The 25,023-nt window shown below is 48.9% G+C and carries 22 protein-coding genes; 9 read left to right on the forward strand and 13 right to left on the reverse strand.

Annotated elements, in window-relative coordinates:
- The coding region (locus EPO18_RS16350) for a hypothetical protein (RefSeq protein WP_292435120.1) at nt 1–480 on the forward strand (480 nt) is incomplete at its 5' end.
- A gap of 131 nt (nt 481–611) precedes the next feature.
- Nucleotides 612–944, forward strand: a complete 333-nt coding sequence (locus EPO18_RS16355) for a hypothetical protein (protein WP_292435121.1) — start codon at nt 612–614, stop codon at nt 942–944.
- A 46-nt stretch (nt 945–990) separates the two neighbouring features.
- Here the strand turns inward: EPO18_RS16355 and EPO18_RS16360 are convergent, their stop codons facing one another.
- The 10 genes from EPO18_RS16360 to sucC all read right to left on the reverse strand — a co-directional run bounded on the left by EPO18_RS16360 (nt 991) and on the right by sucC (nt 13,994).
- Nucleotides 991–2,337, reverse strand: coding sequence for a glycoside hydrolase family 30 protein (locus EPO18_RS16360; protein ID WP_292435123.1), 1,347 nt, complete (start codon nt 2,335–2,337; stop codon nt 991–993).
- A 93-nt stretch (nt 2,338–2,430) separates the two neighbouring features.
- Nucleotides 2,431–3,207: a tRNA pseudouridine(65) synthase TruC gene (gene truC, locus EPO18_RS16365; RefSeq protein WP_292435126.1), complete on the reverse strand. Its 777-nt coding sequence runs from the start codon at nt 3,205–3,207 to the stop codon at nt 2,431–2,433.
- A 12-nt stretch (nt 3,208–3,219) separates the two neighbouring features.
- Nucleotides 3,220–3,558 carry a hypothetical protein gene (locus tag EPO18_RS16370; protein ID WP_292435128.1) on the reverse strand — a complete coding sequence of 113 codons (339 nt, stop codon included), beginning with the start codon at nt 3,556–3,558 and terminating at the stop codon, nt 3,220–3,222.
- Between the two features lie 20 nt (nt 3,559–3,578).
- On the reverse strand, nt 3,579–4,592 hold the full coding sequence (locus EPO18_RS16375; RefSeq protein WP_292435129.1) for a dihydroorotate dehydrogenase-like protein: 1,014 nt from the start codon (nt 4,590–4,592) through the stop codon (nt 3,579–3,581).
- Nucleotides 4,585–8,223 (reverse strand): pyruvate:ferredoxin (flavodoxin) oxidoreductase, encoded by a 3,639-nt coding sequence (gene nifJ, locus EPO18_RS16380; protein ID WP_292435131.1) that lies wholly within the window; start codon nt 8,221–8,223, stop codon nt 4,585–4,587. The genes EPO18_RS16375 and nifJ overlap by 8 nt, the downstream gene beginning before the upstream one ends.
- A 355-nt stretch (nt 8,224–8,578) precedes the next feature.
- Nucleotides 8,579–9,334, reverse strand: a complete 756-nt coding sequence (locus EPO18_RS16385) for a DUF5765 domain-containing protein (RefSeq protein ID WP_292435134.1) — start codon at nt 9,332–9,334, stop codon at nt 8,579–8,581.
- A 268-nt stretch (nt 9,335–9,602) separates the two neighbouring features.
- Nucleotides 9,603–11,213 (reverse strand): NAD+ synthase, encoded by a 1,611-nt coding sequence (locus EPO18_RS16390; RefSeq protein ID WP_292435137.1) that lies wholly within the window; start codon nt 11,211–11,213, stop codon nt 9,603–9,605.
- Nucleotides 11,214–11,249: 36 nt separating this feature from the next.
- Nucleotides 11,250–11,951 carry an endonuclease/exonuclease/phosphatase family protein gene (locus EPO18_RS16395; protein ID WP_292435138.1) on the reverse strand — a complete coding sequence of 234 codons (702 nt, stop codon included), beginning with the start codon at nt 11,949–11,951 and terminating at the stop codon, nt 11,250–11,252.
- Nucleotides 11,952–11,961: 10 nt separating this feature from the next.
- Entirely contained in the window at nt 11,962–12,828 is an 867-nt protein-coding gene (gene sucD, locus EPO18_RS16400; RefSeq protein ID WP_292435140.1) for a succinate--CoA ligase subunit alpha, read from the reverse strand.
- Nucleotides 12,825–13,994, reverse strand: coding sequence for an ADP-forming succinate--CoA ligase subunit beta (gene sucC, locus EPO18_RS16405; RefSeq protein WP_292435141.1), 1,170 nt, complete (start codon nt 13,992–13,994; stop codon nt 12,825–12,827). The genes sucD and sucC overlap by 4 nt, the downstream gene beginning before the upstream one ends.
- 127 nt (nt 13,995–14,121) lie before the next feature.
- Between sucC and EPO18_RS16410 the strand changes: the two genes are divergently transcribed.
- From EPO18_RS16410 to EPO18_RS16420, 3 genes are all read left to right on the forward strand, one after another.
- The gene (locus tag EPO18_RS16410) at nt 14,122–15,750 is read left to right on the forward strand and encodes a sensor histidine kinase (RefSeq protein ID WP_292435145.1); all 1,629 of its coding nucleotides are present in this window, start codon (nt 14,122–14,124) and stop codon (nt 15,748–15,750) included.
- A complete protein-coding gene (locus EPO18_RS16415) occupies nt 15,747–17,090 on the forward strand; it encodes a sigma-54-dependent transcriptional regulator (RefSeq protein ID WP_292435147.1) in 1,344 nt (447 codons plus the stop codon). Before EPO18_RS16410 ends, EPO18_RS16415 begins: the two co-directional genes overlap by 4 nt.
- A gap of 439 nt (nt 17,091–17,529) precedes the next feature.
- Nucleotides 17,530–18,933, forward strand: a complete 1,404-nt coding sequence (locus EPO18_RS16420; RefSeq protein ID WP_292435149.1) for a PepSY-associated TM helix domain-containing protein — start codon at nt 17,530–17,532, stop codon at nt 18,931–18,933.
- A gap of 17 nt (nt 18,934–18,950) precedes the next feature.
- Here the strand turns inward: EPO18_RS16420 and EPO18_RS16425 are convergent, their stop codons facing one another.
- The 3 genes from EPO18_RS16425 to EPO18_RS16435 form a co-directional block, all read right to left on the reverse strand.
- On the reverse strand, nt 18,951–19,433 hold the full coding sequence (locus tag EPO18_RS16425) for a cupin domain-containing protein (protein ID WP_292435151.1): 483 nt from the start codon (nt 19,431–19,433) through the stop codon (nt 18,951–18,953).
- 110 nt (nt 19,434–19,543) lie between these two features.
- Nucleotides 19,544–20,044: an OmpH/Skp family outer membrane protein gene (locus EPO18_RS16430; protein ID WP_292435153.1), complete on the reverse strand. Its 501-nt coding sequence runs from the start codon at nt 20,042–20,044 to the stop codon at nt 19,544–19,546.
- Nucleotides 20,045–20,254: 210 nt separating this feature from the next.
- Nucleotides 20,255–20,584, reverse strand: a complete 330-nt coding sequence (locus EPO18_RS16435; RefSeq protein WP_292435155.1) for a TraR/DksA family transcriptional regulator — start codon at nt 20,582–20,584, stop codon at nt 20,255–20,257.
- A gap of 103 nt (nt 20,585–20,687) precedes the next feature.
- Between EPO18_RS16435 and EPO18_RS16440 the strand changes: the two genes are divergently transcribed.
- From EPO18_RS16440 to EPO18_RS16455, 4 genes are all read left to right on the forward strand, one after another.
- Nucleotides 20,688–21,593 (forward strand): AAA family ATPase, encoded by a 906-nt coding sequence (locus tag EPO18_RS16440; RefSeq protein ID WP_292435157.1) that lies wholly within the window; start codon nt 20,688–20,690, stop codon nt 21,591–21,593.
- Nucleotides 21,590–22,528 carry a DUF58 domain-containing protein gene (locus tag EPO18_RS16445; protein WP_292435159.1) on the forward strand — a complete coding sequence of 313 codons (939 nt, stop codon included), beginning with the start codon at nt 21,590–21,592 and terminating at the stop codon, nt 22,526–22,528. Before EPO18_RS16440 ends, EPO18_RS16445 begins: the two co-directional genes overlap by 4 nt.
- Before the next feature lie 90 nt (nt 22,529–22,618).
- Nucleotides 22,619–22,852 carry a hypothetical protein gene (locus EPO18_RS16450; RefSeq protein WP_292435161.1) on the forward strand — a complete coding sequence of 78 codons (234 nt, stop codon included), beginning with the start codon at nt 22,619–22,621 and terminating at the stop codon, nt 22,850–22,852.
- Between the two features lie 144 nt (nt 22,853–22,996).
- Nucleotides 22,997–24,928, forward strand: a complete 1,932-nt coding sequence (locus tag EPO18_RS16455; RefSeq protein WP_292435163.1) for a transglutaminase TgpA family protein — start codon at nt 22,997–22,999, stop codon at nt 24,926–24,928.
- Nucleotides 24,929–25,023 lie beyond the last annotated feature (95 nt).

Consider the following 25,023-nt stretch of genomic DNA (forward strand, 5'->3'; position numbering starts at 1 on the left):
ACGAAAAATCGGGAAAAACGGTTAAAAATGCTATTTATTAGATCCTGCAAAGCGGCGATTTTCGAAAAAAATCAGCTTGTCTGGCAAATAGGGAAAAAATGCGATTTGTTCAGTGCTTCCTTAGCAGTGGTCGTTTTTTTAACTATAATTTCAGGTCTTTGGCTTTTGATGACTAAAAGCGAACTGGTTAAGCGATTTGATAGCGCCTCTAGTACTATAAAGGAGATTCTAAAGCTTAATTACAATAAAGTTCTTATGGAATCTGAAATTGATGAATGTGTTGATCCGGTAATTACAAAAAACAGAATTTATCTAAAGACTCAGATTAAAAGGTACTCATGTTGGTGGATAGCAATATTAGGTGTTTTTATTTTTCTATTTGTTGTTGCTAATAGATATTTCTTATCCACTGAAAGTAAAAATGATAATAAAACTATGCAGCAACCTGTGAAAATTGATGAAAAAATTATAAAAAAATGACACCATCTCTCCCGATTCCCACCGATAACATTTATAAATTCGCATGCCTCTTCGGTCTTGCTCTGATCATGGCTTCTATTTTCTCGTACGTTTCGATTTACTCATCTTCCCTTGACAGAAAGGTCAAGTACATGGAAGTGATCATTCCGCTTGAGGCCAACGCGCAACGAAGTAAGGCCGATAACGATCTCATCGAATTAAACAAGACGCTCATCGAGGTATCGAAATCGAACGAAAAAATGGCAAAAATCATAATTGGCGTAGTGCTCGGTACAGGGATTGCTCTCAGCGCGGTCGGCGCACACAAATGGTACGAGAAGATTCAAAAGCGAGACGACAAACTTGCCCAGCTACAGATAGATAAGTTGGAGGTAGAAGTCACGAAGCTTCGTACCGAACTAGCTATCTCCATAGTGAGTTCTCCTGTAAGCGTCGACGAACCAGAAAATATTGCGCATGAGTAAGCCCCATAGATATAAGGTCGGGCATAAACAGCTTGCCCAACAGTTATTAAAAAATAAAAGTCTTGATCCCCCGAGCCGGAATTGAAGTTTTAGCCTGTAATCCCTGGCTCTTTAGATCGAAGTAAGTTGACTGCTCGGTGCGGTTCAAGACCACTACGGCCACGGTCCCATCGCTATTCAAAAATGCGCTTGCTTCAAGGCTGTCCAGGGTTTTGGCGCAGGCCACTCGGCGAGCCCCTGGGCGGATGAAACGGGAGAAATGACCGATGTAGTAATAAGAGCTTTGGTAGAGTATTTCTCCGGCCTGGGTGTCGGCAATAATCGGCGCGCTGCAAAAATTGCTCACATGGTTAGGGCCGCCCGTTTCATCCAGAACCATGTTCCAGTCCACCCAGGCCTCGGTCCAGCGGTTAAGATCGTTTATGATCGAGTGGGCATAACGCTCTCCGGTATCCCACGAACCGAGATGCGGTCCGGCTTCCTGGCAACCCTCTGTGAAAATCAGGTGTTTATCGGGATAGGCGTCATGAGTCAGCTGAACATTGTCGAAGTGATCCCCGCAATACCAGTGGAAACCGACGCCCCAGACATAATGAGCTGCCTTTGGATCGTCCAGCACGGCCTTGGCACGCTCAAACAGGCGGTCGCGATTGTGATCCCAGACAATCACTTTAACGTTGCCAAGCCCCGCATCATGGAGGGTTGGGCCAAGATGATCCCTGACAAAATCCCGCTCCTCTTCGCCTGTGTAAATACAGGAGTCCCAAGTTTGCGTGGCTTCCGGCTCGTTCTGCACCGTCAGCCCCCAAATCGGTATGCCCTCCTGCCCGTATTCTTGAATGTAACGGACATAGTAATCCGCCCAGGCTTGGCGATATTCCGGCTTAAGCTTGCCGCCGTTATTCATCATGCCGTTGGTTTTCATCCAGGCCGGAGGACTCCAGGGTGACGCGAAAAGCTTTAACTTGCCGCCGGATAAAGCAATCGCATCGAGAATCATCGGAATCAGGGCTTGCCGGTCATGCTCAATGCTGAAATGCTTAAGATCGACATCACCGTCCACTTCCGTATAGGCATAATTTCCAAGCGAGAAATCGCAGCTATTGATGTGGGTTCGGCATAAGCTATAGGCATTGCCGGTGTCTGGAGAGAAATAGGCTTGCAGAATTTCCTGCCGCAAATGGCTTGGCATTTTGTCTAAGGTTACCGCGGCCGCTTCCGTGAAAGCGCCTCCGAAGCCTTGAATTTCTTGAAACTTAACGGTCGTGTCTATGAACACGGAGGGATCGGAAAAATTCGTGGCAGGTTCGAACTCTACCGGCGCCAGTTCGGACAATCGATAAGCTGTGTCACGAGCCGTACAAAATTGCTTTACCAGACGCTGTTTTGTCATTTTGCTAACTCCATTTGTTGAGTGTTGCTAAAGAAGATAAGAGGGCCGCAGGATATGCTGAGGCACAAGTGCGCCTCCTTTCGTCGGTACATCCTATGCATTGTCTACATTCCAGTTAAGTTCTGTAACAATTCGGCTGAAACCGGCATCCAACGGAGCTTGAATTTCCAGTCGTTGTCCTGTGACAGGATGTGGAAAATTGAGCTGGGTCGAGGCAAGTAACAGTTGCCGACAATTTAATTGTTGCCGGAAAAAATCGTTGTGCTTACCGTCCCCATGAGTGGTGTCGCCGATAATCGGATGAAAAATATGCTTTAAATGCCGACGCAGTTGATGTTTACGACCCGTTTTTGGCGAAAGCTGTAATAAGGAATAACGACTGGTCAGGTAACGTCCCACCGCAAACGGTAATTCCACTGTGGCAAGACGTCGATAATAGGTAATTGCGGACTGGGCGGCTTTATCCTGTTGTGCCAGACGGTCGGTCATTTTATCCAATTGCTCCTGTAACGGATAATCGATAATCGCCCGCTCAGCGCTGTAACCGCGCACTACGGCCAGATAGGTTTTTTCCACGCTATCGGCCATAAAGATTGCCATCATTTTTCGGGCAATATCCGGATTTAACGCAAACACCAATACACCGGCGGTGGGTTTGTCCAGACGATGTAGCGGAAATACTCTTTGTCCCAGTTGGTCGCGTAACAATTGCACCGCAAAGCGCGTTTCATGGCGGTCTATATCTGACCTATGCACCAATAATCCTGCCGGTTTATTGATTGCCACCAGAAATTCGTCCTGATATAAAACAGGCAAGTCCGAATCAAACTCCGACCTTGGCGAGTTTGGCATTATTTCAGTCGTGTTCAAAATGGCTCCACTTTATAGCCGTGTTGGCGTAAGCGCCAATAAACCGTCTTTGCCTGCCAAATGCAATGCTCGGGTTAAAATTAATCTCATTTCCGATGGATCCCAAGCTCCTGCTTTTCCTCGTTCCCACGCGCTGCACTCATCGTTATACACATCTCGACGTAGGCCGGAATAAGCCTGTCCGCGCGTTAAGCGCTGGACTGGCGTTTCCGGCGCTCCGATTGCCGGAAACGCCCACCCTTGCTGACGCCGGGCGGTCTTATTCCGGCCTACATCCTGTCGGAATGACGACAGATCGGAGATACTTGTGTATAACGATGAGAGCTGGAGCTTGGGAACTAGCAAGGGCACAAAAACGCACCTTGCCAAACCTACCTCAACACCCCAGCCGGACTGGAATAACTGTCCAACACCTGCACATAATTCGCTCGTTCATACGCACTCGGATCGATGGCGTGTTGCTGGCTGACGCTGCCTTTTAGTTGATTGACCGACTCGTATTCATGCTCGCCCAGCCATTGTTCCATTTCAGTCAGGATTTCGGCTAAACGGCCTGTACCATGCTTTAGCAATACGCTGCACAAATGCACCACATCGGCTCCGGCCAACAGCGCTTTCAATACATCAGGTGTCTGATGAAAGCCGCCGGTTACCGCGAGCGATAGTTTCGTCCGTCCGTACAACAAAGCCGTCCATCGTATGCGCAACAAGGCTTCAGCTAACGATGACAGCTCCAGTTTCGGCACCACTTCCAGCGTTTCCAAATCAATATCGGGCTGGTAAAAACGGTTGAACAGCGCTATGCCGTTAGCTCCGGCAGCTTCCAGACGTTTGGCGAAATGAATCGGCGAACTGAATTGGGAGGAGAGCTTCATGATAATCGGCACACTGACCTGGCCTTTCAATTCCTGCAATATATCCAGGTAACGCTGCTCGACACTATCGCCGCTTTCCTCGGCATTGGCGGCCAGATGATAGATATTCAGCTCCAACGCGTCGGCGCCCGCCTGTTGCAATTGCTTGCCGTATTCGACCCAGCCGCTTAAGGAAGTACCGTTCAGGCTGGCTATGACCGGAATTGCCAAAGTCGACTTGAGCTGTTGCAGATGCTCCAGGTACTGTTCCTGGTAGGTTTGCACATTGTCCGGCACCGGATGGAACGAATCCGATTCATTATGTCCTATGGCTTGATTATAAAAAAACCGGTCCATTTGATGTTCTTCGGCTTCGATTTTTTCCTCGAACAGCGAATACATCACCAACGCCGATGCGCCTGCGTCTTCCAGTCTGCGCGCACTGTCCGTGTCCCTGCTCAACGGCGACGCCGACGGCACCAAGGGGTTAGCCAATTTCAAGCCTATGTAATCAGTCGTTAAATCAACCATTGTCGGTCTCCTTGGCGCTTTCGCTCTTGAGTTGGGCTTTCACCGCTGAAACACTGGTCGATTCGTTCCACTCCAGCTCAGACAGTTGTTTGTAATAATGGTAGCGGTTTTTAACATCCTGCTGCGCCTGTTCCAGAAAACGCTCGGCATCTTCGGGATGGGTTTGCCACAACATGCTGAAACGGGTTTCGGTTTTGACGAAATCGCGGTAAGGAATCGACGGTTCAGGAGAATCCAGGTGCATCGGGTTCTTGCCTTGTTTGATCTTGTCGGGATCGAAGCGGAACAATGGCCAATGCCCGCTTTTCACCGCCAGGTTTTGCTGCCGGTGATTGTTGGACATATCGACGCCGTGCGCGATACACGGTGCGTAAGCGATGATGATGGACGGGCCGTCGTGGGCTTCCGCTTCCAAAAACGCATTCAGGGTTTGTGTGTCTTTACCGGCATAAGCGACATGGGCGACGTAGACATTGCTGTAATCCATCGCCAGCAATGCCAAGTCTTTTTTAGCCGTCGCTTTGCCGCCGGCAGAGAATTTTGCGACTGCGCCCAACGGTGTCGATTTGGATGTCTGCCCGCCGGTGTTGGAATAAACTTCGGTATCCAGCACCAGGATATTGACATTGCGCCCGCTGGCCAAGACATGGTCGAGACCGCCATAACCGATGTCGTAAGCCCAGCCGTCGCCGCCGATAATCCAGACGCTTTTTTTGCATAAGCTGTCCGCCAACTGGGTTAAGGTTTGCGCTGCCTGACTGGTCAGGGGATGCAAGTGTCTTTTCAGTGCGACAACCCGCTCGCGCTGTTCGTAAATCCCCGCTTCATCGGACTGGTCGGCGTTCAGTATTGCATCGACCAATTCGCCGCCTAACGGCTCTCGCAGTGCAGACAACAATTCCCTGGCGTATTGGTTTTGCTTATCGAGGGCGATCCGCATGCCCAAACCAAATTCCGCATTGTCTTCAAATAAGGAATTGCTCCATGCAGGCCCGCGGCCTTCCGGGTTTTTAGTCCACGGAGTGGTCGGTAGGTTGCCGCCGTAAATCGAGGAACATCCGGTCGCATTGGCAACCACCATGCGGTCACCGAACAGCTGCGACGCCAGTTTTATGTACGGCGTTTCGCCGCAACCCACGCAAGCGCCGGAAAACTCGAACAACGGCTGCAATACCATCGAGCCTTTGATGGTATTGGTTTTCAACAGCCTGCGATCGTATTCGGGGATAGCCAAAAAGAAATCCCAATTGTCGCGCTCGGTTTCGCGTAGCGGCGGCTGGGGCTGCATATTGACGGCTTTGCGGCTGGCGTTGGATTTGTCCCGGATCGGGCAAATATCGACGCACAGCGTACAGCCGGTGCAGTCTTCCGGCGCGACCTGATAAGTGATCGACAAGCCGGCAGGAAAATCCTTGCCCAGCATAGCCGCGTGCTTGAAGGTAGGCGGCGCTTTGTTCAATACATCGTCAGAATAAATTTTGCTGCGAATGACCGAATGCGGACACACCATCACGCATTTGCCGCATTGAGTGCATAAGTCGGTTTCCCAAACCGGAATTTCCAACGCCAAATTGCGTTTTTCATAAGCTGCGGTACCGGTCGGGAACGTGCCGTCGATTGGCATTGCGCTGACCGGCAACGCATCGCCTCGTCCGGCAATGATTTCGCTGGTCACTCGTTTGATAAAGTCGGGAGCCGCATCGTTGATTCTGGACTGGATGTCGAATTGACTGCTAACCGCTGTCGGCAACGGAACCGAATGCAAGCTCGCCAGCGTTTCGTCGATGGCTTTGAAATTCAGCTCAACGATGCGTTGACCTTTCTTGCCGTAAGTTTTTTCGACCGCGTGTTTAATATCGGCAATCGCCTGCTCTTGCGGCAACACGCCGGATATTGCAAAAAAGCAGGTCTGCATGATGGTGTTGATGCGCTTGCCCATGCCGCTTTTTTCGGCGACTTCATAGCCGTCGATTACATAAAAGCGGATTTTTTTGTCTATCATTTGCCGCTGCATTTTGGCTGGGAGCGACGCCCAAACCTGTTCGACCGGTTCCGGCGTGTTCAATAAAAACACCGCGTTTTCCGCCGCATTAGCGAGCATGTCGTAACGCTCCAGGAAAATCGTCTGATGGCAGCCGATGAAATTGGCGTCGTTTTCTCCGATCAGGTACGTGGAGCGTATCGGTTTAGGGCCGAAGCGCAAATGCGAAACGGTAATCGCGCCGGATTTTTTCGAGTCGTAAACGAAATAGCCCTGGGCGTGCAGATCGGTCGCTTCGCCGATAATTTTGATAGTGTTTTTGTTGGCGCTGACCGTGCCGTCGCTGCCCAGGCCGTAAAACATCGCCTGGAACGTGTCGGCGTGAGCGTCGGTGCGATAACTCGCATCCCAATCCAGGCTGGTGTGAGTGACATCGTCGTGGATGCCGATTGTGAAATGGTTTTTCGGTTGCGGCTGTTTTAGTTCATCATAAATCGCCTTGATCATGCCGGGCGTGAATTCCTTGGAAGACAGACCGTAACGGCCGCCGACCACTTTCGGCATCACCGAGAACCTGGACTCGCCGCTGGAAAAGTCCTGGGCCACAGCGCCAAGCACATCCTTATACAACGGCTCACCATCCGCGCCCGGCTCTTTGGTGCGATCCAATACGCCGATTTTGCGGCAGCTAGCCGGAAGCGCAGCTAACAAGCTGGCGGCATCGAAGGGCCGGTATAAGCGCACTTTAAGCAAGCCGACCGACTCGCCTTGGCGGTTAGGATAATCGAGCGTCTCCGTTACGGCCTCCGCGCCTGAACCCATCATCACGATAACGCGCTCGGCCTCCGGCGAACCCACGTATTCAAACAAATGATAAGATCGGCCGGTCAGCTTGGCAAATCCGTCCATTGCGCCCTGCACGATCCCCGGCATCGCCTGATAATAGGCATTGACCGATTCCCTGGCCTGAAAATACACATCGGGATTCTGGGCCGTACCGCGTAACACCGGACTATCGGGCGTCAACGACCGGCTTCGGTGCGCCATTACCCATTCTTCGTGAATCATTGCCAGCATCACATCGTCATCCAGCATGGCAATCTTGGCGACTTCATGCGAGGTCCTGAAACCGTCGAAAAAATGCATCAGCGGAATGCGGCTTTCCAGCGCTACGGCATGGGCGATCAGCGCAAAGTCCATCACTTCCTGCGGTGAATTGGAACACAGCATGCCGAAGCCGGTCATCCGCGCCGACATCACGTCGCTGTGGTCGCCGAAAATCGACAAGCCCTGGCAAGCCAGCGAGCGGGCGGCGATATGGAACACGGTCGGCGTTAATTCGCCGGCAATTTTGTACATATTGGGCAGCATCAGCAGCAAACCTTGGGAGGCAGTAAACGTGGTTGCCATCGACCCGGCCTGCAACGCGCCGTGTATGGCTCCGGCGGCGCCGGCCTCGCTTTGCATTTCGGTCACTTGCGGCACCGTCCCCCATAAATTTACTTGTCCTCGTGATGACCATTCGTCGGCCCATTCGCCCATATTCGACGACGGCGTTATCGGATAAATCGCGATGACTTCGTTAAGCTTATGGGCTACCGTCGCGGCAGCCTGATTTCCATCAATTGTAAGTGTTTGCTGATGTTGCATTTGAACAGCTCCCGTGATGAACAAAAAAAGCGCAACTACCCTACTGAATTAAAAATTGGAAATTACGCATTGGCTGGCAGTATAGAACAGGCCGCATAGCCAATGAAAGAGCGGATTGTGATAAGGAATATTGTAACGTCTACCCGCAAAGCGGGATTAGAATCAAATAAAGGAATGTTGGGAAACAAACAGATGCTTAAAAATATTTATTCACCATAAAGACATGAAGTTTTATGTTCTTCGTGCCTTCGTGGTGAATTTTTTAAGTCTTTTAGCCGACTTACCAGCTATTTGAGATGAGACTGAGATTTCCGTAGGTCGAGTTAGTTTCAGCATAACCCGACCTAAGCAAGCACTACAGCGAATCGCCAATATACTTTTTGTAAAAAGGCCAGGTTTTAACGTGTAGATGTTTTCTAATCGGAGTTTTAATGACCGATACGCATAAAGCGATAGAGAACAAGCACCAAACCGCTGAGTATTCGTTCGGATCGGTGGTGGTAATATCGGAAATAAACGGCCCGATTAAATAATGGAAGCCGACAAAACGCCACGAGCCATACATAAGTGGCAGGTAAAAAGCCACCAGAATATAAGTAAGTGCGTGCAAACCCCAGTTAAAGCCGAACAGCCAGCTAACTGGATCTGACAACAGGCCGTTCAACGGCATTTGCCAAGCGATATGCCAGGAACCGGAAGTGGAACAGACACTTGGTCCGCAAAAGCCTTCTATGCCGATGTTGCAAGATCCCGCCCAGCCAAAAGGGTACATTTTGATCAGCATGGAGATCGTGCCGATAGCACAAATGGTATAGACCGTCGTGCGAATTTTTATTTTGACGCTTTCCGGGATGAAATACATCGCGACCATGTTGACAAAGAACGGCTGGAACGAGACGTGCAAATAGCCCAGCAGCGTGAGTATCTGGTTACTGGGGTTATCACATAAATCAATATAGACATAAGTGACCGCCTGTAATAATTCCATTAAGGCAAAATAAGTTAACGGAATCCAGAGTTCTTTCGATTCCCCTTGTTTAATCGCAACATAAGCTGCGGTACTAAGACCTGCGACGGCTAAAACGCCTGACGCTTCACCACTCCAACACATATAACTGACCTTTTTTTAATTATTAAATACTGTCTACTCATGAACAGGTAGCAGTAATGTTTTTATTGGCTATGCATTAGGTCGGTGTACCCGTTGAAAAATCAACAGGTAATCGACAGCCAACGCAGCTATAGCCTTGTTTCTTATAACCCGCCGGCAGGAACATTTGGTGATCGAACAAACGGTTGTAAACCTGCCCATTGTATTACAAATAGCCGGGAATTGAGAAAAGGTAATCCATCATGGAGAAGCGGTTTCAAGCGGCTAGCTAAATACCTTTATAACCCGAAGTGATCGGGTAACGCCGGTCGCGGCCGAACGCCCTGCCGGTAATCCTGATTCCCGGCGGGGATTGTCTGCGTTTATATTCGTTGCGGTCTACCAGACTGATGGCTCTTGCCACATCTTCGCGCTTGAATCCGGCTGCGATGATTTGATCGGCCGATTGATCCTTTTCGATATAACGCTCCAGAATCGGGTCCAGCACATCGTAAGGCGGCAACGAATCCTCATCGACCTGGTCGGGCGCCAACTCGGCGGAAGGAGGACGAGTGATAACCCGTTCCGGTATCACAGGAGATAGCGAATTGCGATAACGCGCCAATCGGTACACCAGCATTTTTGGCACGTCTTTGATCGGCGCAAAGCCGCCGGACATATCGCCGTACAGCGTTGCGTAGCCTACGCTCATTTCACTCTTGTTGCCGGTGGTCAATAACAGCTTGCCTTGTTTGTTCGACAATGCCATTAAAATCACGCCGCGGCAGCGCGCCTGAATATTTTCTTCGGTAGCGTCTTTGGCCGTACCGGCGAAAATATCGGCCAACATGCCGGTAAAGGCATTAACTGCCGGTTCTATCGGAATGATATGGTAGTGTACGCCTAAGGCTTTCGCTTCCAGCACTGCATCTTCGTTACTCATGTCTTGCGTATAGCGTGACGGCAACAGTACGGCTTCAACTTTATCAGCGCCCAATGCATCGACGGCTAACGCCAGAACCAGTGCCGAATCAATGCCTCCGGACAGGCCTAAAATCGCGCCTTGAAAGCCGTTTTTGCGCACATAATCTTTAATGCCCAGCACCAGGGCCTGATATTCGCTGGAGACCTCATTGTAGAGAGGAGCGCAGGTACTTTTCACAGGATGGTTGCCGTCAAACTCGACTACGCTAATTTGTTCTTTAAACTCCGCAGCCCGAAAGACGATTTGTCCCTGCGCATCGACGACAAAAGACGCGCCGTCGAAAATCAATTCATCCTGACCGCCGACCTGATTGACGTAGACCAATGGAATCTGCGCGGTTTTAACCTGACTGCAAATAATGGCTTCGCGTTGATGGATTTTTCCGGAATTGAACGGGGAAGCGTTAATGGTCAGCAGTAACTCGGCTCCCGCTTGTTTATTGTCTTCAATAATGCCCAGCTTCCAGACATCTTCGCAAATAGTCAGCCCTATAAACGTACCGTTGAACTCAAATACGCAAGGCTGGTTGCCCGCCGTAAAATAACGCTGCTCATCAAACACGCCATAATTGGGCAAAGCGCGTTTGCGATAACAGGCCACTATCGCGCCTTGATGCAATACCGCTGCACTGTTGTAAAGCTTGTCGCCATCGCGTTCGGGAAAGCCGACGATCATTGCAATACCGGCAACGCGGTCGGCCAGTTGATAAAGCGAGTTATTGGCGGCGGCAATAAAGTCGTCGCGTAATAACAGGTCTTCCGCCGGATAGCCGGTCAAGGTTAGTTCAGGAAAGACGATCATATCCGCGCCCAATTCATCACGGGCATGAATGGCGGCTTGAGTGATGTTGTCAACATTGGCGGCTATGTTGCCGACCAGAAAGTTGGTTTGGGCTAGGGCTATTTTTAGGGTCATTCGTTGAAATGTACTTAGGTAAGTTGTCGTGTTTTATTAACCATTTATGGCAAAGACTACTGGCATGTGGTCACTATATTCAAGCCAAATTTCCGGCTCTCCTATGAATATGCTGTTTTGATGATTAATTAAGTGGCTTGAAACAAAGGCATAGTCAATGTGATAGGGTCTTTCTTTTCTTCTATGAAGAAAGAATGTTGGCTGAGTTTCCTTGCCTTGTTCTTCATTTAACAGGGTGTGATAAACGCTCTTTACGTCATGTTTTTCCAATTCATTTATCACATCAGAATGATTCCACCATCTATCCCAAACATCCCAAATGCTGTTGCTATTAAGGTCGCCGCATAGCAAAACATCATTGCCGACAAATTTTTCCTTATGTAACTGTAGATACTTCCAAAGCTGACCAATATATCTAAATGTTGGTGAATTTGCTTGCTTAGTCCAAACGGCCACTAAAATGAATGAATCATTTACGATGCAAGGTAAAAAGGATTGAAGCCCTTCCGCACCCCATGTTAACGCTTTAATGTTATTCGCTTTCCTTGAGAAAATGCCAATGCCTTTGTTTTTATTTTCCCCAATCCATAAAAAATTATCAGCCCATTTTTTATATTCCGCCGATGACCTGTCAGGATCTTCGCATTCCTGAATAATTAATAAATCTGCGTCGAATTCTTCCAGAACCTGATATTTTTTTCGTAATGCACCATTACAATTCCATGTGATTATTTTCATTTTGCTTTATTTACAAACACCCTTTCATCGCCACGCCAATATCGGTCGGCGAACTGACTACCTCAATCCCCGCCGCTTTAAGCGCCGCGACTTTGCCTTCTGCCGTGCCTTTGCCGCCGGTGACTATCGCTCCGGCATGGCCCATGCGTTTGCCGGGAGGTGCGGTCTGCCCTGCGATATACGCAACCACGGGCTTGGTGACATGCGCTTTGATATATTCCGCGGCATCTTCTTCTTCGCCGCCGCCGATTTCGCCAACCATCACAATACCTTTGGTTTGGTCATCGTCTTGAAAACGGCTCAGCACATCGACGAAATTCATGCCGTGTATCGGATCGCCGCCGATGCCGACGCAGGTGCTTTGGCCCAAGCCTTGCGCAGTGGTTTGATGTACCGATTCATAGGTCAAAGTGCCGGAGCGCGACACGATGCCGATTGATCCGGGCAGGTGAATATGGCCGGGCATGATGCCGATTTTGCATTCGCCCGGTGTGATCACGCCGGGGCAGTTGGGGCCGATCAAGAACGCGCCGGTACCGGCCATTGCCGCCTTGACGCGTAGCATTTGCAATATGGGTATGCCTTCGGTAATGCAGACAATCAGTTTAATCCCGGCATCGACCGCTTCCATAATCGCGTCGGCCGCGAAAAACGGCGGCACATAGATGACGCTGGCAGTTGCTCCGGTATCGTTAACGGCATCCTGCACGGTATTGAACACCGGCAAACCTAAATGGGTTTCGCCGCCACGTTCCGGGGTCACGCCTCCGACTAATTGGGTGCCATAGTCTAGCGCTTGCTGGGAATGAAAAGTACCTTGTTTGCCGGTAAAACCCTGGCAAATCACTTTAGTGTTTTTGTCGATTAAAATGCTCATGCGGCCTCCTTTGCGAGTGCAACGACTTGTTCAGCAGCATGCGCCAAATCATCCGCCGCATAAAGATTCAGTCCGGTGTTGCTTAACAAGGCCCGGCCCTGCTCGGCATTGGTGCCCTCCAGACGCACCACGACGGGTACGCCGACATGAACTTGTTCGACAGCGGCCAAAATGCCCGCCGCGATAATGTCGCACTGAACGATGCCGCCGAAAATATTCACCAATACCGCTTTAACGCTGTGATCCGACAGGATCAGCTTGAACGCCTCGCAGACTTTTTCAACGCTGGTGCCGCCGCCGACATCAAGAAAATTGGCCGGTAACCCGCCTTTGAGCTTGACCAGATCCATCGTCGCCATTGCCAACCCCGCACCGTTGACCATGCAGCCGATATTGCCTTCCAGGGTGATGTAATTCAGACCGAATTGCTGGGCTTTGTTTTCTTTTTCATCTTCCTGCTCGGCATCTTTCATCGCCAGAATATCGGGATGCGCTTCGATTGCGTTGTCATCGAAATTGATCTTGGCATCCAGCGCCAGTAGTTCGTCGCTATCGGTTTCTATCAACGGGTTAATTTCAATTTGGCTCGCATCCTTGGCTAAAAAAAGGTCGTACAAGCCTTGCATGATTTTTCCCAAAGCTCTGATTTGTGTTCCTTTAAGCCCCAACGCGTAAGCGACTTTCCGGCATTGATAGCCTTGCAAACCGGCGGCAGGATGAACCGGAACCGAAATAATCTGCTCGGGCGTTTCGTGGGCGACGGTTTCGATATCCATACCGCCCGCGGCCGAGGCGATAAAAATAATGCGCTGGCTGGCCCTATCAACCAGTACGCTCAGGTATAACTCGCGCTTGATCGGATAGGTTTTTTCTATCAGCACCGAGTTAATCGGCAAGCCTTCCGCGCCGGTCTGGTTGGTCACCAGTCGCTTTCCGAGCATCTCGCGGCTAAACTCGGCCACTTCCGCCGAGCTTTTTGCCAGCTTTACGCCGCCGACTTTACCCCGACCGCCGGCATGAACCTGCGCTTTAACCACCCAACCGTCACCGCCCAGTTCTCCGGCAACCTGCTCGGCTCTTTCCGGCGTGGTCGCTTGCTTGCCGTCAGGCACCGGTATGGCGTAATACAAAAACAACTGTTTAGCCTGATACTCATGAATATTCATTTATTGCTCCTCAATTGACCGGGTTCGGCGGGTATTTTTTTCACACAGATGAAAACTAAATGCTACGCTTAATAACTTTATTGAGCATTTTAACGAAGTCCCTGCAAAACGCCATTTTAAAAGCAACATGCCGCCAAATACCAACGAGACCATCTTTCCCTGCCCCTTCTCCAAAGGCTACGGCATCCCCGCCCAGCAAGCCTGGTTATTACTGAAAGTTTTTTTAGGCTATCGGCTTATCCTGGCCGGTATGTTTGTCGCTTTGTTTTACAGTTACACGGATTCTTCATTGCTCGGCACTTACGACAGTAAATTATTCACGTATAGCAGCCAAAGCTACTTGGTACTTTCAATTATCTCCGTTATCTGCATAGCTTGGCGGCTCACAGGGTACACCACGCAAGCGCAACTGCTGATTTTTACAGACATACTCATTCTCACCTTGATAATGCACGCATCAGGCGGCATTGGCAGTGGCATGGGCACTTTGCTCGCAGTATCCATCGCCGCTGGCGGATTATTAATCGGCGGCCGCTGTGCGATGCTTTTTGCCGCGCTAGCCAGTTTGGCCGTATTAACCGAACAATTCGTTGCCAATTATTCGCACAGTTTTAATTCGACTTCTTATGCGAATGCCGGAATGCTGGGCGCAGCATTTTTTACGATTGCGTTGCTGTCATATATCCTCGCAAAACGTAGCGAACAAATATTTCAGCTTGCCGATCAACAGAAGCAAACCATCACCAAGCTGGAAGATCTGAACAAATACATTATTCAGCATCTGCAATCGGGCATCATTATCGCCGACAAGCAGCAGGCCATTCAGATGGCCAATCAATCCGCATTAAGGTTGGCAAATTTATCGAAAGTCCCAACCAAGCTTGGCGATATTTCGGCATATTTAGCTGAAGCCTTTCAAATTTGGTTATCCGATCCGGAACAAAATATTGTGCTGCTGCAACTACCGAATCAAACTGAAATTCATGGCCGGTTCATGCTCCTGCCAACAGGCCATGAGTTTTTTTATATGATTATTCTTGAAGATATTGCGCTTTATAATCAACAGGTGCAGCAAAGCAAACTCGCATCGCTAGGCCGGCTCACTGCCAGTATTGCCCACGAAATACGCAACCCGTTAGGCGCTATCAGTCACGCAGGGCAATTACTCTCGGAAAATTCACTTTTATCTATTCAAGACCAAAGATTGGCGGAAATCATCCAGACCCACTCGATCCGGGTCAATCATATTATTGAAGATATTTTGCAGCTTTCCAAAAGAACCGATTCAAGACGGGAAAAGATCCATCTGAAACCATGGCTGGACAATTACCTGAAAAATTTCACGCTTGAACATTCGGTCGATATTGACGCGTTCAAGCCCTCATGCCCTGCTGAATCCTTATGTGCGCTGATAGATCCCGGCCATTTAAGGCAGATCATGGACAACCTATGCAGGAATGCGCTGAAGTACGGTAAGCCTGAAGTTGGACCCATAGTTTTACGCGTTTTTGCGATACGGCATGCACCCTGCATAGAAATTATCGATAACGGGTCCGGCATCAGCCGCAAGCACCAGATTCACTTGTTTGAACCCTTTTTTACCACATCGTCCAGCGGCACAGGATTAGGACTTTATATCTCAAAAGAGCTGGCCGAATTAAATCAGGCAAAATTGAGCTATTATTTAACCGCCGATAACCGAAGCTGTTTTCGGCTTTGCTTATTGAACGCGGAACAGACATTAATTGATATATGAATAAACCACTGGCACTAATTGTAGACGATGAACCCGATATTCGTGAGCTGCTGGAAATCACCCTTAACAGGATGAATATTCAGACATGCTGCGCTGAAAATATTGTCAGTGCCAAAACATTATTACAACAAAAGTCCTTCGACCTTTGCCTGACCGACATGAATCTGCCCGATGGCAATGGTCTGGAGTTGGTTGACTTTATACAAACACTGCCTGTCCCGATACCGGTTGCCGTTATTACCGCACACGGCAACATGGAGTCGGCTATTCTGGCGATGAAAAAAGGCGCTTTCGATTTTGTTTCCAAACCGGTTGATCTACCTGCGCTTAAGTTGCTTGTTAACAATGCTTTAAAGCTTTCCGATGCGAGCCCTGCCAAAGAAAGAAGAACCCGGCACACGCTATTGGGCGAGTCTTTAATCATGCAGCAGATCAGGGCAAAAATTGAGAAACTCGCCCGCAGTCAAGCGCCGGTCTATATCAGCGGCGAATCAGGTTCGGGCAAAGAGTTGGTTGCAAAACTGATTCATCAGCAAAGCTCGCGTAGCGGCCATGCTTTTGTTGCGATCAACTGCGGAGCTATTCCGCACGAGCTGATGGAAAGCGAGTTTTTCGGACATAAAAAAGGCAGCTTTACCGGCGCGCTCAGCGACAAAAAAGGCTTTTTCCAGGCTGCGGAAGGCGGTACCTTGTTTCTTGATGAAGTCGCCGATTTGCCGCTGTCTCTGCAAGTTAAATTACTGCGTGCGATACAGGAAAAAAAGATCCGTCCAGTCGGGGAACAGCAGGAAATTCCGGTCGATATTCGCTTGCTCAGCGCCACTCATAAAAATCTTAGCGATATGGTCCGGGACGGCAGTTTCAGGCAGGATTTGTACTACCGTATCAACGTGATCGATCTTCACGTCCCGCCCTTGCGTGAGCGGCCTGACGATATACCTGCCCTTGTCGATCATATATTGGCCAAACTGACCGGCGCCGGCAAACAAGACAGGCCAACCCTATCGACATCAGCATTTGCTGCATTGCGACAGTATCGTTTTCCGGGCAATGTCCGCGAACTTGAAAATATTCTGGAAAGAGCCCTGGCGCTGTATGACGGCAATTGCATAGAGCGAGATGATTTGAATCTGCCGGTAGATGTGCATAATGTTGCTAAGTCTCCGGAATATGATCCGGCTTTGGGAACATTGGAAGAACATCTTGAGAAAATCGAAAGAAAGGCCATTACCCTTGTGTTGGAAGAAAATGAATGGGACAAAGCAGCAGCAGCCAAACAGCTGGGGCTGTCTTTCAGATCGTTAAGCTATCGCTTGAAAAAGCTTGAAATGGATAATTAACTGATGTTACGCATTGTCCACGAAAAGCACGAAAGCCAAAAGTAGGCGCCTCTACGACTGCATGGACGCAGGAGGTAGGCAGAAAACCGCTCCATGCGTTTTCTGCATTCGCCACATCCCTGTGGTTTAGCAACGCAGGAGCAGTTGCCGAGGCGACACAAAAAACATAGAACGGTATATTTCTTGGCTAACGATGTAATGCCAAGCATTCAGTTGCATCCCTTTTGACAACGTTCATACCAGATAGGTGACTTGATACAGGCATACCGGCCCCCCCTATCTAATCAGCAGGACACGCTTTGATTTTTGCATCCTTATTCCCCGCATACTCTTTTTGTGCTTTTCGTGCCTTTCGTGGACTACGCTTTCGCAGCTCGGATAAAAACAAACATCGCATAATCCCCTATGGGATAATTATTATTTTATCTCTAGCAACGCCATGAAATTTCCCACTCAATATCTGCTCAACCGGACAATCTGGCTTAAGATTCATCTTTATCTGGCATTAATCGCCGGATTCTTTTTTGCACTGATGGGCCTGACCGGCAGCATCAGCATTTACCGCGAAGAACTGGACGAACTGTTGAATCCAAAGCTGGTTATCGAGCAGCCATCGGGCAAACGCCAGTCTCTGGATAAAATTATGGCCGCCGTGCAAACAGCACATCCCAACCGTTACGGGTCATGGACTTTGGAAATGCCCCGGTCTCCCCATAGTATGATTACTGTCTGGTACGACAAGCCCAGAGAAACATTCTTTGAGTTATATGCGCCGCTAATGGTATCGGTAAACCCTTATACCGCCGAAGTTGTTGCCAGCCGGTTCTGGGGGCAGACACTGACCACTTGGTTACTTGATTTGCACACCCAGCTTCGTCTTGATCGTTTCGGTTGGAACGCGGTCGGCATTCTGGGACTGTTACTGATACTTTCCACCGGAACCGGAATCTACTTATGGTGGCCTGGTATTCGGGGGATAGGGGCAGCGTTCGTTTCACTTCCCAGCAAGTTTGGAATATACATTTCATACTCTACGGGGACAGAGGCCGCTCCTGGCCGTATCGGCATGGTGCAGCTTGCATTCGACCTACACCGCTTGGTTGGACTGTTCAGCGCATTAATCTTATTATTGCTGGCGTTCACCGGCTTTAGTCTGAGCTATCCATCGGTGTTGGAAACACTAGTCGGCTCATCCGGCATGGAACACGGAGAAACAGGGCGTAATATAGTCAGCACGGCGACTCCGAACAATCACCCGGTCGGCCTGGAATCGGCGGAATTTGTCGCACGCGGCCCGTTCCCAAAAGCCGAGCTCAGGCGGGTGACTACGCCCTCCGGCGATAACGGTATTTATCGCATCAATTTACGCCAAGGCAGTGAAATCAATCAGCGGCATCCCTACACTACGGTCTGGGTGGACCGCTGGAGCGGGCAAGTCAAAGAAGTGCGCGACCCATTCGGCTTTACTACAGGCGAAACTTTTACGTCCTGGATCTGGCCTATGCATACTGGCGAGGCTTTTGGCTCGACAGGCCGGTTTCTCTGGTTTCTTTCCGGTATAGGGCTATTCGTTCTTTATGTTAGCGGCCTGTTGCGCTGGCTGCATCGGCACGGCAAAGTCCAAGATCGGGAGATAGATTTTGCTGAACTACGTCCGCTATTGTATCGACTCAAAGATGGGACTTATCAAGCCGGTTTGATGCTCTTCCGGATAAGCATTTGGCTGTTGAATAGGGCAAAACTTTATGCGCCGCATGTTATAAAAAGCTGTGCAGCATTATTGCAGTGGCTACGTTCGATGCTAAGCCAACAAAAACGGCTAGAAAAAAATGACTGGGAGTGACGAGACTTCTTCCGGATCTACCGGACATATTTTGAAATTCGATCCCATAAATGCGGAAATTGATTTTTTATGATTTCAGGTTTAGCCAGTTCCATATCTTCGTATTCAAACCCGGGAGATACCGCTTCACTGATTAAGCCAAACTCGCCCGCCTCCAATACGGTCGCTTTCCAGCAACCTCCTCGGACAAGCAGTTGCAGTTGCTGTCCTCCATCAAGATCAAAGCCAAGCACTTTCCTGTCAAGGTTGCCGTCAGGATCGATGATTAAATAAGTTAAAGCGGAACCGCCGTGAAAATAATGGATGATGTCCGACTTATTCTTATGCAAATGGCCAATCGGACTGTCGTCAGTCAGCATATAAAAAATAGACGACAGTAAACATCTTTGCTTCGAATTAGGCAGCTCCGTTTTCAGACCGGAACTATAAGTTCTGGAAAAATAGCCGCCTTCAATATGGGGCTCTAACGATAACTTCTCGATGAGCTGTTGCTTATTCATATGAGACAGTTGGGTGGGACTTTCAGAAGGGCCCACCATAAAAGCTGTCGACTGACCGCCTTTACGGTGGGCTTGAGATTCGCCAGCTAGTTATGCGTGGCGATAATCAATTAGTTAGGCAGAGCAGCTAATTTTTGTTGAACTTGAGCTGTAACATCAATTTGTTCGCTGGCATAAATAACGCCATCGGTTAGCAGTAAATCAAAGTTTTGATCTTTAGCTATACCGCGAATAACTTCAACGATCTTGCTTTGCAATTTACCCAATTCTTCATTGCGGCGAACATTAAAATCTTCGCTAAATTCCTGTTGGGCTCTTTTTGCATCTCTCTTTTTGTTCAAGATGTCTTTTTCCATATTAGCTCGCGCCGATTCACCCATCACGGCCGCATCTTTGGCCATTTTATCGTCCATGCTTTGGATTTCTTTTTGTTGAGCAACTAATTGCTTGTCGCGCGGAGAAAACTCTTGTTCCAGACGTTTTTTAGCTTTTTCAGCTTGGGGGGCTTTTTCAAGAACGGCAGGTATATTCACAAAGCCAATTTTTAAATCGGCATAGCTTACATTGGTGATAAGTAACAGTCCTAAAAATAGGGCAATTTTCGTTTTCATCGTTAAACAGGTCTCGGGTTATAGTGAAATAAATTAAGAAATGAAAAAACTTGGAAGTTTTGTTGAATTATAAGGGCCGCAAGCTTTTTAAACAAAAAGATTTAAACAAACTGCTTTAAAATTTTGTTTTATGTCAATAAATTGTAGTATTGAGGACATAAATGGCGACCGACCGGCCGCCTCTATGGTTTATCGTTTGTTTAAAATTCCTTAGCGGCCTGCCTGACTGGCGCACTTTATACACATGCTGGAGTAGGGTATGGCTTTTAATCGTTCCTTGCCAATCGGCTCGCCGCAAACCTGACACAACCCATATTGGCCTTTATCTATTCTGTCGATAGCCTGTTTGACCATTTCTATTTCCGTTCTGGCCGCATTGCCCAAACTATCCAGCACTTCGTCATTCTCCGTTTGAGTAGCCTGCTCTTCAAAGTCCCTGTCTAAAGGTTCTTTGATATCCTGGGTAATTTTAGCAAGCCGATCATCAAGCTCTTCCAGCATGTCGATTAGACTGTGGCGCACTTCTTCATAGTCTTTCATAACAAATCCCTCTTTTTTGTCCAGTCATAGTGGCGTTTGAATCTTGCTCTATAATAAAGCCGAATTTCAATTCATTCGTAACTCAAACATCCTAACATCCCCCATGCAAAATGCAATCCATCAGCTTTTAGATTCGGCCAATCAAATTATTCTCGGCAAGCCCCGGCAAGTTCGGCTTGCACTTTGCTGTTTGCTGGCCCGCGGCCATTTGCTTATAGAAGATATTCCCGGCGTCGGCAAAACCACACTGGCGCACACGCTGGCAAAACTGCTGGGATTGAACTATCAGCGGATTCAGTTTACCAGCGACATTCTACCCGCCGACATCATCGGCTCTTGCGTATTCGATGCTAAAAATCACGAATTTAAATTCCATCCCGGCCCGGTCTTTAACCAGATGGTGTTGGCGGATGAAATCAACCGCGCCACGCCCAAAGCGCAAAGCGCGTTGCTGGAAGCCATGGAAGAGCGTCAGGTTACGGTCGAAGGAAAAACCTATCCGCTGCCCCAGCCTTTTTTTGTGATTGCCACTCAAAATCCGTCTCATCAAATAGGCACGTTTCCGTTACCTGAGTCGCAATTGGATCGTTTCTTAATGCGTATCGAGCTGGGCTATCCCGACCATCATGCGGAAAGACAATTGCTTAGCGGACAAAGCAGGCACAGCCTGTGCGAATCGCTGCCTGTGCAATTGCCGCCGGAACAACTGCAAGATATACAACAGGCGGTTACCCAGGTGCATGTGTCGGCTGCGCTGCTTGATTATTGCCAAGCCATTATTAGCTTTACCCGCAATTCGCCCGAGTATCACTGCGGGTTGTCGCCCAGAGCCGGTTTGGCGCTGTTGACTGCGGCCAAAGCCTGGGCATTTATGGATCAGCGTGATGCAGCTATCCCGGAAGATATTCAAGCCGTGCTGGCGGCTGTCGCAGGGCATCGGTTAAGAGCCGGCAACACCCAGTCGGAAGCGATTGTCGCCCCGATTTTAGCTAACGTCGCTGTCCATTGAACTTAAAAGAACGCTTTAGACTCAGCCGGTTTGTTTCAGGTGAAAAAGCCGTCGATATGCCGATCACCTTAAACCATCGGCGTATCTTTATTTTGCCTACCCAACGGGGCTTGGGCTTTGTCGTGCTGATTGTGCTGCTATTGCTGATTGCTTTTGTTTATAACAATAACCTTGCTTACATGCTGACTTTTTTACTGGCGAGTATTTTCTTCGTCACCATCTTACACAGCTATAAATCGCTAGCCGGCCTGGTTGTGCAAAAAGGCCGAAGTAAATCCGTGTTTGCCGGAGAAGCCGCAGGATTCGACATCCGTATCAACAACCCGACCGATATGGAACGCCACCAGCTAAAAGTTACATTGCAAGATACTCAAAATCTGACAATAAAAGCGCATAGCACTGAGCATATTACGCTTTACTCGATAACCCAAAAAAGAGGCTGGCACCAAGCGGGATCTGTCACGCTATCCAGCACTTATCCTCTGGGCCTGTTTCGTGCTTGGTCACCGATCCGCTTTAATCTTAAGGTCTTGGTTTATCCAAAACCGGCTCATGTTGAAATACCGTTTCCTCAAACGTCGTCAATAGACGTTCAACAGGGTTTTAGCCGCAAAGGCGGCGATGAGTTTTGCGGCTTACAGGAATACCAATCCGGCGATTCGATCAGGCACATACATTGGAAAACGTTTGCCAAAGGCTTGGGCGTGTTCAGCAAACAATACGGCGGCGAGCAGTCGTCAGAAGAAATTTGGCTGGATTACGACTATGCGCCCGGCCATAATATTGAAGAGCGTTTAAGCCAACTGTGCCGCTGGGTGGTCGATGCCGAGCAAGCAGAAATCCGTTACGGCTTTGTTTTGCCGGGATTGAATTTGCCGCCCGATAACGGTTTGGTGCATTATCAAAAATGCCTCGAAGCGTTGGCGCTGTTTTGATGATGTTAAAGAATTCACCACGAAGGCACGAAGAAAAGACTGGATGAGTTCACATTGGAGTCCTGAGAACGAGGAGAATGACCATGACGGATGTGGACACTTATCGTTATACATAAGTGCCTGGGTGACACGACGGTTCGTCATCCCGGCAGGGATTGCCGGGATCCAGACGCCATGGATGGCAATGCCAAAGCTAGCAACAAACCTTACAACGTGGAGTTAAAATCGAGCATTCACATCCCTGTGCTCTGGTTTCCGGCACAAATCCGTCTGGAACGGATTTGCATTTACCCGAAGGGCCCCGGGCAGGATAGCCCGGAGTGAATCCCTGCCGGAATGACGTGCTTTTAAATACTTGTGCGTAAAGACGAGCGCCGGGGCATGGGAACGATAAAACTTCATTACTTCGTGTCCTTCGTGCCTTCGTGGTGAATTCTTTAACTCTCGTAATAAAAAAACCCTAAGCCTATGAAACCCGAACTCGACAAGAACATTTTGATCTTCCTACTGTCCTCTATCGGGCTGATTGTTCTTCCGCATGTTTACAATATCCCACTAACCATCTTTGGCTTTTTTTGCCTGCTGTTTGGCTGGCGTTTTATCGGTATCTGGAAACAAAATTGGCTGCCGGGCAAACTGGTTATTTTGTTACTGGCCGTCATTGGAATCGCCCTGTTGTATAACCAGCATCAAGGCCTATTCGGACTCGATGCCGGAACTAATCTGTTTATTATCGCGCTAGGCCTCAAACTGTTGGAGATTAAAAAAGAACGCGATCTTTACCTGATCAGCTATCTGGCTTTTATCGTCGCGTCCTCCCAATTTTTATACGAGCAAAGCATGCTGATGGCGGCTTATATTCTGCTGGTTTGCTGTGTACTGTTGGCAACGTTGATTTCTATCAACAGCAGTAAAGTGCAAATATTCGGAGCATTAAAGACAGCGGCTATTATTACCGCTCAATCCCTGCCGATTGCAGTCGCTTTATTTATTTTATTTCCGCGTATTGAAGCGCCCAGATGGATGTTGTTTAACGAACAGCCCCACGCCAGGACAGGATTAAGCGACAGCATGGAACCCGGCTCGATCAGCGATCTCGGCGTGTCCGAAGAGCTGGTTTTCCGGGTGAAATTTGCAGGCGCTATTCCACCGTCCCGACAGCGCTATTGGCGGGGGCCGGTTTTGTCTTATACCGATGGCAAGCGTTGGACTCAGGCGGCTGTTCAAAAACCGTTGGGCAAACCTGTCGTTACCGGCACACCTTATCAATACACGATCCTGATGGAGCCGCAGGATAAAAACTGGGTTTTTGCGCTGGATATGCCCCAAGAGTTTTCTTCGCCTTTAACTCTGAATGCCGATTACCAGCTCACTACTTCAGGCAGACCCGATAAACGCGCCGAGTATAAAGTGACTTCCTATACCAACTACAAAACCGGATTGATCAACCCTAGCGAATATAAAGCCGCAACACAGCTGCCCGGCGAACCGTCCGATAAAATTAAACAGCTGGTCAGCCAGCTACACGGCTTTGACAGCCCTCCCGACAATTTTATCAATCAGCTGTTAAACCATTTCAGGACGGAAGACTTTCATTACACCCTGACTCCGCCACTGATGGAAGAAAATCCGATTGAAAGCTTTTTATTCAAGACCCATTATGGATTTTGCAGCCATTACGCTTCCGCCTTCGTGTATTTAATGCGCACCGCTCACATTCCGGCTCGCGTCGTTACCGGCTATCAGGGCGGGGAAATGAACAAAGTCGGCGATTTTTTGGAAATACGGCAAGCCGACGCCCATGCCTGGGCTGAAGTCTGGCTGGAGAACCAAGGTTGGGTTCGGGTCGATCCGACTGCGGCCATTGCGCAGGAAAGAATCGAGCAAGAGATTAGCGCAAACCGGCAAACTGCCTATTATGGTATCCCAACAGCCAACATACCGGCTTACAACTGGCTAAGAAAAACCCGGCAACTATGGAGCAGCGTCGATTACAACTGGCACCGCTGGGTTATCAATTACGACAACAAGAGCCAATCCAATTTTTTGTCGTCATTCGGCATCAATGATATTAAATCCATGATTTACGGGATGATCGCATTCATAGCGCCGATAATAGCCGCGCTTTGCTGGTTTATGCTCTATCAAAAACCGAAAACCGCCGACAAGGTTTTGCTTATCTATAACCGGTTTTGTAAAAAACTTGCCAAGCATGGATTGCTCAGAGGCGCCGGAGAAGGCGTTAAGGACTTTGGCGAAAGGGTGAAAATTAAATTGCCCGAGCAGACTGCGAATATTGATCAGATCACAGCACTATTTATCAAGCTGCGTTACGGACGAGTTGCGGCGGAAGAAGACTTTCGACAGCTCAAAACACTGGTTGGTTCGTTTCGGGTTTGATTGACAACCGATATTATTAATTGATGTTACCCCAGATACATAATAAAAAGCGTAGTCCACGAAAGACACGAAAGACACGAAAAAATTGGGACAGA

Origin of the sequence: Methylobacter sp., assembly GCF_004322395.1 — a bacterium.
Lineage (GTDB): Bacteria > Pseudomonadota > Gammaproteobacteria > Methylococcales > Methylomonadaceae > Methylobacter_A.